The sequence below is a fragment of the Mesorhizobium sp. LSHC412B00 genome (genome assembly GCF_000503035.1).
In the GTDB taxonomy this organism is placed as follows: domain Bacteria; phylum Pseudomonadota; class Alphaproteobacteria; order Rhizobiales; family Rhizobiaceae; genus Mesorhizobium.
This window is the reverse complement of sequence record NZ_AYWB01000010.1, coordinates 1-13,697: the sequence shown is the minus strand read 5'-3', so window position 1 is coordinate 13,697 and position 13,697 is coordinate 1. Positions and strand designations below refer to the sequence as shown.

Here is a 13,697-nt window from a genome sequence, read left to right as displayed (position 1 = left end):
GATGAGGGGCAGCGCTGACTGAACGCATTGGGAGGAATAGCACTTGTCCGAAACCATCATCGCCGCCGATCTCGTCTCCAGCCACAACGCCCAGCGCAAACCCGACCTCGAACGCGACTACGCCTCGCTCGGGGAACGCCTCGATCGTCGCGGCATCGCCATCGACGCCATCCGCGGTAAGGTCGAGAAATTCGCCGTCGCCATTCCGTCCTGGGGCGTCGGCACCGGCGGCACACGCTTTGCCCGCTTTCCCGGCGCCGGCGAGCCGCGCGACATTTTCGACAAGATCGAGGACTGCGCCGTCATCAGCCAGCTGACGCAGGCGACACCGACCGTCTCGTTGCACATCCCGTGGGACAAGGCCGATCCGAACCGGCTGAAGCAGGCCGCCTCGCGCTTCGGCCTCGGCTTCGACGCCATGAACTCCAACACCTTTTCGGATGCCAGGGATCAGACGCTCTCCTACAAATTCGGCTCGCTTTCGCATGCCGATGCCGGCACGCGCCGCCAGGCCGTCGAGCATAATCTCGAATGCATCGAGATCGGCAAGACGCTGGGGTCCAGGGCGCTGACAGTGTGGATCGGCGACGGCTCGAATTTCCCCGGCCAGGTCAATTTCGCCAAAGCCTTCGAGCGCTATCTCGACGCCATGAAGGAGATCTATGCCGGACTGCCCGCCGACTGGAAACTGTTCACCGAACACAAAATGTACGAGCCGGCTTTCTACTCCACGGTCGTGCAGGACTGGGGCACCAATTACATGATCGCCAAGGAGCTGGGCGACAAGGCGTTCTGCCTGGTCGACCTGGGCCACCATGCGCCCAATGTCAACATCGAGATGATCGTGTCGCGGCTGATCCAGTTCAAAAAACTGGGCGGCTTCCATTTCAACGATTCGAAGTATGGCGACGACGATCTCGATGCCGGCTCGATCGATCCCTATCGGCTGTTCCTGGTCTTCAACGAACTGGTTGATGCAGAGCTTTCCGGCGCCGAGGGTTTCGATCCCGCCCACATGCTCGACCAGAGCCACAACGTCACCGACCCGATCGAAAGCCTGATGCTGTCGGCAGTCGAGGTGCAGCGCGCCTATGCGCAGGCGCTGCTGGTCGACCGCAAGGCGCTCGAGGGTTTCCAAGACGGCAATGATGCGCTGATGGCGACGCAGACTCTGAAAGCTGCCTACCGCACCGATGTCGAGCCGATCCTTGCCATGGCGCGGCTGAACACAGGCGGCGCCATCGATCCAGTCGCCGCATATCGCGCGGCGGGCTACCGGGCGAAGGTCGCGGCGGAACGGCCGGCGGTTGTGGGCGGTTCAGGCGGGATTGTTTGAGATTGGCTAATCTCCACCACAGGGGGGAGATCAGCTTGCCTCTGCCGGCAGGCGAACACCAATATGTGTTCGCTCATATTGATGATGGACTCGGCCGCTCCATGTAGCTCTTCTAGGCACACCGCACTTGGAGCACCGCCATGCCCTTGACCCGCCGGACGCTGATTGGCGTCACCCTTTCGCTCGCAATTGCGCTCGCGCCATCCGGCGCGCTCCATGCCGCCTCGCCTCAACCGGCGAAGGGCGAGCACGGCATGGTCGTCACTGCCCAGCATCTGGCGTCGGAAGCCGGCGTCGAGGTGCTGAAGAAGGGCGGCAATGCCGTCGATGCGGCGGTCGCCGTCGGCTATGCGCTCGCCGTCGTCTACCCTAATGCCGGCAATATCGGCGGTGGCGGGTTCATGACCATCCGCTTCAAGGACGGCAAATCGACCTTCCTCGATTTCCGCGAGCGCGCGCCGCTGGCGGCAACCAAGATCATGTATCTCGACAAGGACGGCAATCCGGTGAAGGGCGCCAGCCTTGATGGCTACCTTGCGGTCGGCGTACCGGGTTCCGTGGCAGGGTTCGAGATGGCTCGTGAAAAATATGGCACGCTGCCACGCCAGGATTTGATGGCGCCGGCAATTGCCTATGCCAAGGATGGCTTCATCCTCGACCAGGGCGACGCTGCTTCATTCGCAAGCAATGCCGCACGGCTGGCGAAGGACCCTGCCGCCGCCGCCATCTTCCTGAAGCCGGACGGCAAACCCTATGGCGCCGGCGAGCGTCTCCTCCAGCCCGATCTTGCAGCCTCGCTCGCCGCCATCTCCGAAAAAGGCGCCGACGCCTTCTACAAAGGCGCCATCGCCGGCGCCCTCGTCAAGGCGAGCGGCGCCAGGGGCGGCATTCTGGCCAACTCAGACTTCGAGCAATATAAGGTACGCGAGCTGCAACCGGTGAGCTGCACCTATCGGGGCTATGAGATCACGTCCTCGCCGCCGCCAAGCTCCGGCGGCGTCATCATCTGCGAAATCCTCAACGTGCTGGAGGGCTACCCGCTGTCTTATCTCGGCGCCCGCTCGGCCGAGACCGTGCATGTCATGGTCGAGGCGATGCGCTACGCCTATGTGGACCGCAACTCGGCGCTCGGCGATCCCGATTTCGTCGACAATCCGGTCTCGAAACTGCTCGACAAGGGTTACGCCAAGGAGATCCGCGACAAGATCGACCCGTTCCGCGCCGGCGTCTCGCAGGATTTGATGCCGAAGGGCTTCGGCGAGTCGAAGGAAACGACGCACTATTCAATCATCGACGATGACGGCAATGCGGTCGCGGTCACCTATACGCTGAACGGTTCGTTCGGCGCCGGCGTGGTCGCCGACGGCACCGGCATCCTGCTCAACAACGAGATGGATGATTTCACCCAGAAGCCTGGCGTGCCCAACCTCTACGGTCTCGTGCAGGGAGAGGCCAATGCCATCCAGCCGAAGAAGACGCCGCTGTCATCGATGAGCCCGACCATCGTCGCCAAGGACGGCAAGCCGTTCATGGTTATCGGCAGCCCCGGCGGCTCGCGCATCATCACCATCACGCTGGAAACCATCGTCAACGTCATCGACCACGGCATGAACATCCAGGAGGCGATCGACGCATCGCGCATCCACCATCAATGGCTGCCCGACACGATCTATGTCGAACCGTTCGGCCTGTCGCCCGACACTGAAAAACTGCTGGCCGGCATGGGCTACCACCTCGATCTCGCGGATTCTACCTGGGGTCAGGCGGCCGGCATTCTTGTCGGCGGCAAGAGCCTGGCGGAAATCGAGAAGGGCGGCGGCGCCCGCTACAACGGCGCCATCGACAGCCGCGCCGCATCCGGCGAGGCGATTGGCTACTGATCAAAACAAGAGATTGATCAGAGGACGAGCGTAAGCGTCGACCCGACGAGCATCAGCGCCGCGATCACGACGAACGCCGCGTAGATGCGGGGACGGTCGAGGAGCAGCGCATTGCCCGATATCCAGGCCGCGGTTGCGCCGCCAAGCGCAAACAGGAAGCCGTTCCGGTGACCAAAGGTCATGGAAGCGGCCATCAGCCCGCCAATGATCAGCGCGCCGAAGACGATGATCACGGCAACGGCGTATTTCTCGAAGTCGTTGCCGCCGCCCATGGCCGGGCCGATCGCGTTCAAATTCGTCAGATCGTCCGGATCGAACGGGTTGGTCGATCCATATTCATCTTGACCGACAGGTTCTCGCATCATTCATTCTCCGCTGACCGGCAACAAATCATCAACATCTGCCGAGCGCAACCGGATCGCGCCGTGCCGAAGGCCGCCGATGCGGTCTTCAACACTTTCTGATGCCGACTTGCCACGGTTTTTTTGCGCCGGTTCACAAAATCTACCCTGCTTTCGGGTCCACACGCCTGAATACCTGGAAAATGAATTACCTGGAAAAATCGCTGCGCACGATGCGGTGCCGCTGCAGCTTGTCGTAGAAGGTCTTGCGCGGAATGCCGAGCGCTTCAATCGTGCGCCGGACATCGCCGTCATTGCGGCCAAGCGCCTCGCGGATGACATTGGCTTCATAGCGTTCCAGCCGTTCCGGCAGTGAGCTGGCGTCATCCGGCTCCGCCGGGGCGGAAGGTGGCGCTTGCGCCGCTTCCTCGAGTCCCAGCACGAAACGCTCGGCGAAATGCGCGAGTTCACGCACATTGCCCGGCCAGTCGTGCTGGCTCAGATGGCGGTGCACTGAGGCAGGCACGGCTGGCATTTGCCGGCGGAAGCGGCCGGCTGCACGCTCGGCGAAGTAGAAGAACAGCAGGGCGACGTCGTCGCGGCGTTCGCGCAGCGGCGGGATCGAGATCGTCACCACATTGAGCCGGTAGTAGAGATCCTCGCGGAAGGCGCCGCGCCGGCTGGCGTCGCCGAGATCGACCTTGGCGGCGGCGACGACGCGCAGGTCGACCGGCCGGATTTCATTGGTGCCGAGCGGCGTCACCTCGCGCATTTCCAGCACCCGCAGCATCTGCACCTGGGTCGAGGCCGGCATGCTTTCGATCTCGTCGAGGAACAGCGTGCCGCCGCTCGAATGCTCGATCCGGCCGATGCGCTTCTTCTGTGCGCCGGTGAAGGCGCCGGCCTCATGGCCGAACAGCTCGCTTTCGATGACCGTGTCCGGCAGCGCGCCGCAATTCAGCGCCACGAAATTGCCCCTGGCGCGGCGGCTCCAGCGATGCAGCAGGCTCGCCACCACCTCCTTGCCGGAGCCGGTCTCGCCGGTCACCAGAACGTCGACATCGGTATCGGCGATTTGCCGCAGCGTCCGGCGCAATCGCTCCATCGCCAGCGTCTGCCCGATCAGCGGCAGGCCGTCCTGCGCCTGTTCGGCGCTTTCGCGCAAGGCGCGGTTCTCCATCACCAGCCGGCGCTTTTCCGCCGCCCGTGCCACACTTTGCGCCAGCCGGTCGGCGGCGAAAGGCTTGGTGATGAAGTCGTAGGCGCCATCCTTGATCGCCTTGACCGCAACCGCGATGTCGCCATGCCCGGTGACCAGGATTACCGGAATGTCGGCATCAAGCTGCAAGACGCGGTCGAAGAGCTGCAGGCCGTCAATGCCGGGCATGCGGATGTCGGACACCACCACGCCGGGAAAATTGGCGTCGAGCCCGGCCAGCGCCTCGTTCGCCACCGCAAAGGCCGAGACGGAAAAACCAGCGAGTTCCAGCGTCTGCCGCGTGGCCCTCCGCAATTCGCTATCGTCGTCGATCAATACGACCGGTGCGGTGTCCATCATGCTGCCCTGGCGAGGTGAATGGTAAAGCGCGTGCCGGCCTGGTCGCTCGCCACCTCGATGCGTCCGCCATAGTCGGCGACGATGTCCTGCGAGATGACGAGGCCGAGCCCGAGGCCTTTTTCCTTCGAGGTGTTGAACGGCGTGAACAATGACTTGAGGATGGCAGGCGAAATGCCCGGCCCATTGTCGGCGACGGCAAGCGCCACGCCGTCGGCCGTCTCCTGGGCCGACACCTGCACCCTGGCGCCGTCGCGCCCGTCCAGCGCTTCCAGCGCATTCTGGAACAGGTTGATCAGCACCTGTTCGAGCCGCAGCCGGTTGCCCATCACCTTGAGCGTTACCGGCGGAAGCGTGATATCGAGTGCGTCCAGCCGACCGGCAAAGCGGCTTCTGAGCAGCACCACGGCGCCCTCGATGACGCCGCGCAATTCGACCGGTTCGGCTGCCGTGCGCCCCTTGCGGGCAAAGACCTTCAACTCTTCGGTGATGCCTCCGATGCGCTCGGTCAGCGCGGCAATCGCGCCAAGGTTCTCCTCGGCCGAGGCGGTCTGCTTGCGCTCCAGGAACACACGCGCATTGTCGGCATAGGCGCGGATCGTCGCCACCGGCTGGTTGATCTCATGCGCGACCCCGGCGGCAACCTGGCCGAGGGTAGCAAGACGGTTGGCCTGCACCAATTCCTGCTGCATGACCTGCAGCTTGGCTTCGGTGCTGCGGTGATCGGTGATCTCGGCCTGCAGCCGGTCGCGCGCCAGGCTGAGGTCATGCGTACGCTCGACGACGCGGCGCTCAAGCTCGATGCGCGCTGCCTGTTCGGCAGCGATGCGCATCTGCGCCGACTGACGGCGCCACAGGAGATAGCCGGCCAGCGCCAGCAACGGCACCACGACGCCCAGCGCCAGCAGCCGCATCTCACGCACCGCAGCCGCGATCGGCGCTTCGACCGGCACGAGATAATCGAGCCGCCATGGCGTCGATTGGACCAGTGTCGAAAGCCTGAGATATTCGGCATCGCTGCCGCCCGGTGTTATCGCATGCACCATCGACACGTCAGGGCTCAATGCCTCGGGGCGTGTGATCGGCAAGGGGATCAGCGGCGCGTTGCCGAATTGCTGGCTGCTCCGGATGGCGGCAGCCACCGGGCCGGTCAGCGGCGCGGTGGTCATGAAGCGCCAGGACGGCACGCTGGTGATCAGCACGACGCCGTGGTCGTCGCTGACATAGGCCGGCCGGTTGGCCTCATGCCAGTCGGCTTCAAGCTGGTCGAATTCCATCTTAACGACGACGACGCCGAGCGGTGCCGCCGCATTGCCGACGCGACGCGAAATATAGAGGCCCGGGCGCTTGCTGATGTTGCCCAGCGCAAAATATTCGGCCGTTCTCGATTGCATGGCGCCGGAGAAATAGGCGCGGAAACCATAGTCGTTGCCGACGAAGCTGGTTGTTTCGCGCCAGTTGCTGGAGGCGATCGCAAACCCGTCGACGCCGGTGACGTAAAGCACCGAAGCCTTGGTGCCGGAGACCAGCCCTTCGAGCTTGCGGTTGAGCACGTCGATCGTGACAGCGCCCTTGTTCTGCAGGGCGTCATGCACCTGCTGGTCCTCGGACAAGAGCAGCGGCAGCGCCCGCGGGCTTTCCAGCACGGCGCGCAGCAACGCAACCTTCAGATTGGCATCGGTGCGGCCTTGCGCCGCCAGTGCCGCGACCTCGGCGCGGCGCGCGTAGAGGCCGGCGCCGGTGAGCGCCGTGGCAACGATCACCAGCGCGATCGCCGCAAACAGCAGCCAGGCGCGACGCGCGCGTTTGCCGAGTTGCTCGGGCGTCGGCGACAGGACCGCGGCAGGGCGTTGCAGCATTCCCTATTTGTGCATGATTTCGCACAAAGCACAATTCAGTCATGCGGATGTCCGCACTTGCGTTGAGCGGCAGCAGCCTCGATCGGACGAATACCCAACAAAATCAATGGCTGCGGTATGCCGCACAGTCTGGCACGGCAGTTGCAGTGACCAATACAGCAGTCGCAAGGCTGCGGAAAACAACTGCCCCGGGAGGTCGAGCTTTCGATCGGGCGCCATGGAGGACGTCATGCAGCCAGCATTCGCTGCCGCCGAACCGCGCGGCAAGCTACCCTTTTACCGTCATCTCTACGTGCAGGTCCTGACGGCGATCGCCGCCGGCGTGCTGCTCGGTCATTTCTATCCCGAACTCGGTGCTTCGCTGAAGCCGCTCGGCGATGCCTTCATCAAGCTGGTCAAGATGGTGATCGCGCCGGTCATCTTCCTGACGGTGACCACCGGCATTGCCGGCGTCTCCGACCTGAAAAAGGTTGGCCGCGTCGCCGGCAAGGCGATGATCTATTTCCTGGTCTTTTCGACCCTGGCGCTGGTCGTCGGCATGGTCGTCTCCAACGTCGTCCAACCGGGCGCCGGCATGCACATCAATGCGGCGACGCTCGACCCCTCGAAGGTCGCCACCTTCACCGAGAAGGCGCATGACACGACCATCGTCGGCTTCCTGCTCAACATCATCCCCGACACCATCACCGGCGCCTTCGCGCAAGGCGACATTCTGCAAGTGCTGTTCTTCTCGGTGCTGTTCGGCATCTCTCTCGCTCTGGTCGGCGAGCGCGGCCGCCCGGTCGTCGATTTCCTGCAGGCGCTGACCTCGCCTATCTTCCGCCTGGTCGCCATCCTGATGAAGGCCGCCCCTATCGGCGCCTTCGGCGCCATGGCCTTCACCGTCGGCAAATACGGCATCGGCGCGATTGCCAACCTCGCCTTTCTGATCGGCACCTTCTACCTGACGTCGCTGCTCTTCGTGCTGGTCGTGCTCGGCGCTGTCGCTTGGTACAACGGCTTCTCGATCCTCGCCTTGATCCGCTACATCAAGGAAGAGCTGCTGCTGGTGCTCGGCACCTCGTCCTCGGAAGCCGCTCTTCCCGGCCTGATGGCCAAGATGGAGCGCGCCGGCTGCAACCGCTCGGTGGTCGGCCTGGTCATCCCGACCGGCTACTCCTTCAACCTCGACGGCACCAACATCTACATGACGCTGGCGGCGCTGTTCATCGCCCAGGCGACCGACACGCCGCTCACCTATGGCGACCAGATCCTGCTGCTGCTGGTTGCCATGCTGAGCTCCAAGGGTGCCGCCGGCATCACCGGCGCCGGCTTTATCACGCTGGCCGCCACGCTCTCTGTCGTGCCTACGGTACCCGTTGCCGGCATGGCACTGATCCTCGGCGTCGACCGCTTCATGTCGGAATGCCGAGCGCTGACCAATTTCGTCGGCAATGCAGTGGCGACGATCGTTGTGGCGCGCTGGGAAGGCGAACTCGACCAGACCAAGTTCGCCGCCGCCATGGCCGGCACATTGTCCGAGGAAGCCGACCTGGCGCTGTCGGGCGATCTGCAGCCCGCCTGATTACTGAACGCAGACGTTCGCCACAAGGCCGCAGCCGGTTCGCCCGTTGCGGCCTTTTGTTTTGGCGCNCGCCTGATTACTGAACGCAGACGTTCGCCACAAGGCCGCAGCCGGTTCGCCCGTTGCGGCCTTTTGTTTTGGCGCTGTCGGGCGATCTGCAGCCCGCCTGATTACTGAACGCAGACGTTCGCCACAAGGCCGCAGCCGGTTCGCCCGTTGCGGCCTTTTGTTTTGGCGCGCATGGCGGCTGGTGTTGGCCAAAGCTTCCCGGCTAGGATGTCGGCGGTTTTCAACCGAAAGGCCGGCGAATGAGCAGTGCATACCCCGAGATCTATCTGGTCCGTCACGGCGAGACGGAGTGGAGCGCTTCGGGAAAACACACCGGCCGCACCGACATACCGTTGACGGCAAAGGGCGAGGCGGCGGCTCGCGTCGTGGCGGACCGGCTCAAGGATCTGTCCTTCCAGGCGGTGTGGTCGAGCCCGTCGCAGCGCGCCTTCAGCACCTGCACGCTTGCCGGCTTCGGCGCTGCTGCCGTCAAGAAGGACGACCTGCAGGAATGGGACTATGGCGCCTATGAGGGCGTTAAGACCAAGGAGATTCTTGTGCAGCGCCCCGGCTGGCAATTGTTCCGTGACGGCTGTCCCGACGGCGAGTCGGTAGCGGATGTTGGCGCCAGGGCCGACAGGATCATCGCCGGGCTGCGGGCAATCGAGGGCAATGTGCTGGTGTTTTCAAGCTCGCATTTCCTGCGCGTGCTGGCCGCGCGCTGGCTCGGTCTGCCACCCGAAGGCGGTGCGCACTTCGTACTTGATACCGCGAGCCTCAGCATCCTCGGCTATGAGCACGATCTGAGCGAGCCGGTGATACGCAGGTGGAACCAGAAGTAGGGTTTCGCGGCAAGCCTGCCTCTTATCGCGCGAGCACCGCCAATTCCTCCGATGTCAGATGCCGCGCCTTGCCCTTGGCGAGTTCGCCGAGCTGCAAACCGCCGATCGCCACCCGAACCAGCCTCAGCATCTCGATATCGAATGCCCCGAGCAGGCGGCGGATCTGGCGGTTGCGGCCCTCGTCGAGCACGATTTCCAGCCAGGCAGTGCGGCCGCCGCTGCGCAGCAGTTCGATCGAACTTGCGGTCAGCAGTTCGCCGTCGACGATCGCTCCGTCGCGAAAGCGCGCCAGCATCGCTTCGTCGGGCGCGGTGCCGATCTGGACATGATAGGTCTTGGCGACATGCGAGGCCGGATCGAGCAGGCGGTTGGCCCAGCGCGTGTCGTTGGTCATCAGCAACAGGCCTTCGCTGGCCTTGTCGAGGCGGCCGACCGGCGACACGAAAGGCAACTCCAGTTCCACCAGGCAGTCATAGACGGTGCCACGATCCTGCGGGTCATCGCGCGTGGTGACCTGTCCGCGCGGCTTATTGATCATCAGGTAGACTTTTGCCTCGCCGACGATCTGCTCGCCGTCGACAGCGATGCGGTCGCGGCCGAGATCGACACGCAGCGACGGATCGCGCACCACCTTGCCGCCAACCCGCACGCGCCCTTCGGCTATCAGCAGCTCGGCCTGCTTGCGCGAACACAGGCCGAGTTTGGAAAGCGCCCGGTTCAGGCTAACGCCTGCCTTGGCGGCCTGGTGTCGGGCGATGTCTGGTGGCCGTGCCATGTCCTGCTTGCCATCCCAATGATCGGCATCGACAAATGCCACGCCCCGCATTGGCTTCGCAACCTGCCGCGGCATCAACATCACGGGTCGCGGGAGCGGGGCTGTTCTCAAATACGATGTGTCAGGGGGGTCGGGCTCAACAGCCCGCCATGGAACGCTGCCCCGCGACGGACGTTGTTGCCGACGAGCGATTTGTCGCGAAAGGCACCGCCATGAAGAAAATCTACCAAAAGCCGACGCTCGTGAAGCGAGGCAGGCTCACCAGCCTGACGGCTCAGATCGTCGCTTCTGGGGTCATTCTGGGGGAATGATCCCCCAGATAACGGAAGGGATAAATCGATGAGCGAGCGCGGCGTTGATTTCCTGCAGGGCTGGATCCACGAGCACCTGCCGGGCGAACTGCCTGCCGACAAGGCAACGGCTCGAACCCTAACCACGCGAGCTGCCCTGGATGCTCGGCATTTAGGCCTTGAGGTCAGCGAGATCGAAGAGGATCTCGGTCCGCTGGAACGGGTGATTTTCGAGGCGCTGGATCAGCCCGATATCTGAGCCCCCGGATATGAGCCCATTGCAGGCGATATTGGCCCATCGCCATCCTGGCGGGGGCTTTTCCGTGATGGCATCCGTGGGTGCGCAGCCCTAGGCAGCCCGCGCAGCTGACGCTCCCCGTGCCGGCGGCAATTCGAACACAGTGGCGCCGTTCTCTCGGCCGCGTTCGACATAACCGATGACACGGAACCATTTGCCGACGTCGGCCCGCTGCAGCCAGCTGCGCGAGTGGATGGGAAGGTTGCCGGCCAGCGCCTGAATGTGGCGGATGTGGCGCCTGCAGAAGCGGACCGTCGCGGCGCTGAAGAAACCCTCCTGCGCGGCAAACAGCGTGTCGGCGGCGTCGCTGTTTTCGTGCCAGGCGACGATCGCCACCGTCTTGTCGCCGTCGACCAGCGCGTGCGCCCGGCCTTCCTTCAAATTCATCATCAGATTGTCGTAGGCGACCTTGCTGTCCTTGCCGGCGGCCACATACTCGTCCGACATCCGCGTGGACAGATCACGGAAGACACTTTCGAGATCGCCGATCGTAGCTGCGCGTGCTCGCATTTCTCCTCCTGCAGCCCCGGCAGGTAGTTTGCCCCAGGGAGAGGGGATCACCAAGCAAATCAAATCCGCCATTTGGCCTATGCGCGCAAAGTGATTTCAGAAGGCGGGTTTATTGCGTTGGCAGATCGCTCCCGTGGAACCGAACTTGCCTCCCCCGAATTGACTCGCGATCGCGTTCGGGAGGGGAAGCATGCAAGATCAGCATTTCGATGAGCCGGTTCGCGTGGCGCTCGGCAGATCCAGAAACAAGATCTACAAGGTGGAGCGTGTCGCGCAGGCCGCCGATATCCTGATGAACCGATGGCCCGTGAAGACAGGCGGCTATCACGTCGCCGCCCGCAAAGCCTGCCTTGGCGTTCTGGAAGGCCTTCAAGAGGCGCGCTATGCCCGCGCCGCCTTCGTCAACGCGGCGATCGAGGCCGATATACTGGTCGAGCGCGACCGCGAGGGTTGAGCGGTCCATCGCCTCTTTGTTTGGCGTGAGGTAAACTGGCAGACCGGTCGGGAGCCTTCCATGTGCAACGACTATGAGCAGCATATTCTCTGGGCTGAATATTGCCGGATGCTGGAGTCGCTGGCACTTGAGATCCCGACCCATCAGACCGAACTTGACCTGCCGCGGGTTGATGACATCCATATCAACGATCCAGCCCCGATCATGCGCGCCGCCGGCGACACTGGCGTCGTTGAACTGACGTCGATGACGTTCGGATTTCCACCGGCCGGACCGAAAGGCGGACCAGTGTTCAACTTCCGCTCCGAAGGCCGGCAATTCGCCGGCAGCAAACGCTGCCTCGTGCCGGCATCCGCCTTCTTCGAGTTCACGGGCACGAAGTATCCGAAGGCAAAGCATCGCTTCACGCTCAACGGCTCGCCGTTCATGGCCATCGCAGGGCTTTGGCGTGAAGCTGCCGGCAACAAGCCGCCAACCTTCACCATGCTGACAACCGAGCCTGGACCGGATATTGCGCCGTATCACAGTCGGCAGGTCGTGGTGCTTCGGCCCGGCGATTGGGCGGCTTGGCTCAGTCTGACGAAGCCGGAAGCCGAACTGCTGCAGCCGCTTCCAGCCGGCTCGCTGCGCGTGGAGACCGTGCGCCCCGAAAGTTCATAACTCGGTTGCGCAGGCTTGCCAGCACAGCCGGCAGGCCGAAATCAGGAATCCGTCGGTGCGGCGCCAGGAAGTCAAGCCCTTGATGTTCAGTGAGCGGCCCGAGACATAGGTGACGATTTGTACCGGACACATGGGTAACACTTTTGGCTTTTGGCCGGAGGTNGCTCGCGGCGGCCGGTGCGCTACGCCAACCAGCTTCCCGACCAGATCGAGCGGCTGATCGTGGAGAGCAAGCGGAGAAGCCGCACTGGGGTGCCAGGAAGATACGCGAGCTGCTGGTGCGCAGGCTGGCCGGCGACGTCCGTATCCCGGCCAGGAGCACCGTTCATGCCGTGCTCGATCGCCACGGCCTTGTGAGCCAGGCCCGCAAGAGGAACCGNTATCCCGGCCAGGAGCACCGTTCATGCCGTGCTCGATCGCCACGGCCTTGTGAGCCAGGCCCGCAAGAGGAACCGAGCGAACAAGGCCGTGGGCATGCAACTGTCCCAGGCGGTTGTGCCCAACGATCTGTGGTGCGCCGACTTCAAGGGCGAGTTCAAGCTCGGCAACCGCCAATACTGTTACCCCCTGACGGTCACCGACCAGGCCTCGCGCTACCTGCTGGCCTGCGAAGCCCTTGAATCGACAAAGGAGGTTCCGGTCCTCGAGGCTTTCGTCCGGCTCTTCAAGGAACGCGGCCTGCCGGAAGCGATCAGAAGCGACAATGGCCTGCCCTTCGCCAGCCCCAACGGCCTTTACAACCTCTCGAAGCTGTCGGTCTTCTGGCTCAGGCTCGGCATCGCCGTCGAGCGCATCAAGCCCGGTCACCCGCAGCAGAACGGCCGCCATGAGCGCATGCACCGCACCCTGAAGCAGGAGACCACGCGGCCGCCGGGCATGAACGCCCTCCAGCAGCAGGCCCGGTTCGATGCTTTCATGAGCGAATTCAACGACGAGAGNCGCGGCCGCCGGGCATGAACGCCCTCCAGCAGCAGGCCCGGTTCGATGCTTTCATGAGCGAATTCAACGACGAGAGACCCCACGAGGCGATCCAAATGAAAGTGCCAGCCGAGCTCTACAGAGCTTCTTCAAGAGCCTATCAAGGCCTCCCCGAGCTGGACTACCCCTTCCATGACAAGGACATTCTCGTCACCGCCTGCGGCCGCATCTGCATGCACAGGAAGAAGATCAACATCTCCACCGTGCTCGCCGGCCAAAGGCTCGGAATCACCGAAGTCGACGACGGCATTTGGCTCATCAGCTTCATGCACTATGATCTCGGATATATCGACCTGGAACAAAGGAC

Annotated in this window: 13 protein-coding genes and 1 pseudogene; 9 read left to right on the top strand and 5 right to left on the bottom strand. The window is 63.5% G+C overall.

The features are described from left to right. Window positions 1–43 precede the first annotated feature (43 nt). Window positions 44–1,336 carry an L-rhamnose catabolism isomerase gene (gene rhaI, locus X757_RS146210; protein WP_023726817.1) on the top strand — a complete coding sequence of 431 codons (1,293 nt, stop codon included), beginning with the start codon at window positions 44–46 and terminating at the stop codon, window positions 1,334–1,336. A 140-nt stretch (window positions 1,337–1,476) separates the two neighbouring features. Continuing rightward, window positions 1,477–3,216, top strand: a complete 1,740-nt coding sequence (gene ggt / locus X757_RS146215) for a gamma-glutamyltransferase (protein WP_023726816.1) — start codon at window positions 1,477–1,479, stop codon at window positions 3,214–3,216. A 17-nt stretch (window positions 3,217–3,233) separates the two neighbouring features. Here the strand turns inward: ggt and X757_RS10815 are convergent, their stop codons facing one another. The 3 genes from X757_RS10815 to X757_RS146225 form a co-directional block, all read right to left on the bottom strand. Next, a complete protein-coding gene (locus X757_RS10815; protein WP_032885862.1) occupies window positions 3,234–3,581 on the bottom strand; it encodes a hypothetical protein in 348 nt (115 codons plus the stop codon). A gap of 184 nt (window positions 3,582–3,765) precedes the next feature. Next, window positions 3,766–5,115: a sigma-54 dependent transcriptional regulator gene (locus X757_RS146220; RefSeq protein WP_023669667.1), complete on the bottom strand. Its 1,350-nt coding sequence runs from the start codon at window positions 5,113–5,115 to the stop codon at window positions 3,766–3,768. Continuing rightward, the gene (locus X757_RS146225) at window positions 5,112–6,971 is read right to left on the bottom strand and encodes an ATP-binding protein (RefSeq protein ID WP_023692505.1); all 1,860 of its coding nucleotides are present in this window, start codon (window positions 6,969–6,971) and stop codon (window positions 5,112–5,114) included. Before X757_RS146225 ends, X757_RS146220 begins: the two co-directional genes overlap by 4 nt. A gap of 229 nt (window positions 6,972–7,200) precedes the next feature. Between X757_RS146225 and X757_RS146230 the strand changes: the two genes are divergently transcribed. Both X757_RS146230 and X757_RS146235 read left to right on the top strand, forming a co-directional pair. Beyond that, window positions 7,201–8,535: a dicarboxylate/amino acid:cation symporter gene (locus X757_RS146230; RefSeq protein ID WP_023681916.1), complete on the top strand. Its 1,335-nt coding sequence runs from the start codon at window positions 7,201–7,203 to the stop codon at window positions 8,533–8,535. A 308-nt stretch (window positions 8,536–8,843) separates the two neighbouring features. Next, on the top strand, window positions 8,844–9,425 hold the full coding sequence (locus X757_RS146235; protein ID WP_023726815.1) for a histidine phosphatase family protein: 582 nt from the start codon (window positions 8,844–8,846) through the stop codon (window positions 9,423–9,425). A 22-nt stretch (window positions 9,426–9,447) separates the two neighbouring features. Here the strand turns inward: X757_RS146235 and X757_RS146240 are convergent, their stop codons facing one another. Continuing rightward, complete coding sequence (locus X757_RS146240; RefSeq protein ID WP_023726814.1) at window positions 9,448–10,200, bottom strand: pseudouridine synthase; 753 nt, start codon at window positions 10,198–10,200, stop codon at window positions 9,448–9,450. A gap of 149 nt (window positions 10,201–10,349) precedes the next feature. Here X757_RS146240 and X757_RS1000000169020 point away from each other — a divergent pair, with 149 nt between their 5' ends. Both X757_RS1000000169020 and X757_RS146245 read left to right on the top strand, forming a co-directional pair. Beyond that, the gene (locus X757_RS1000000169020) at window positions 10,350–10,511 is read left to right on the top strand and encodes a hypothetical protein (RefSeq protein ID WP_023669672.1); all 162 of its coding nucleotides are present in this window, start codon (window positions 10,350–10,352) and stop codon (window positions 10,509–10,511) included. Between the two features lie 28 nt (window positions 10,512–10,539). Further along, a complete protein-coding gene (locus tag X757_RS146245) occupies window positions 10,540–10,749 on the top strand; it encodes a DUF768 domain-containing protein (protein ID WP_023669673.1) in 210 nt (69 codons plus the stop codon). Window positions 10,750–10,839: 90 nt separating this feature from the next. Here X757_RS146245 and X757_RS146250 read toward each other — a convergent pair whose 3' ends face one another. Beyond that, on the bottom strand, window positions 10,840–11,298 hold the full coding sequence (locus X757_RS146250; protein ID WP_023696662.1) for a hypothetical protein: 459 nt from the start codon (window positions 11,296–11,298) through the stop codon (window positions 10,840–10,842). A 190-nt stretch (window positions 11,299–11,488) separates the two neighbouring features. On the opposite strand from X757_RS146250, the gene X757_RS146255 reads away from it, so the two are divergent. The 3 genes and pseudogenes from X757_RS146255 to X757_RS1000000166735 form a co-directional block, all read left to right on the top strand. Continuing rightward, on the top strand, window positions 11,489–11,752 hold the full coding sequence (locus X757_RS146255) for a DUF982 domain-containing protein (protein WP_023669675.1): 264 nt from the start codon (window positions 11,489–11,491) through the stop codon (window positions 11,750–11,752). 60 nt (window positions 11,753–11,812) lie between these two features. Further along, on the top strand, window positions 11,813–12,412 hold the full coding sequence (locus tag X757_RS146260) for an SOS response-associated peptidase (protein ID WP_023726812.1): 600 nt from the start codon (window positions 11,813–11,815) through the stop codon (window positions 12,410–12,412). 150 nt (window positions 12,413–12,562) lie between these two features. Next, window positions 12,563–13,697: pseudogene (locus X757_RS1000000166735) on the top strand (integrase core domain-containing protein); the annotation flags it as partial.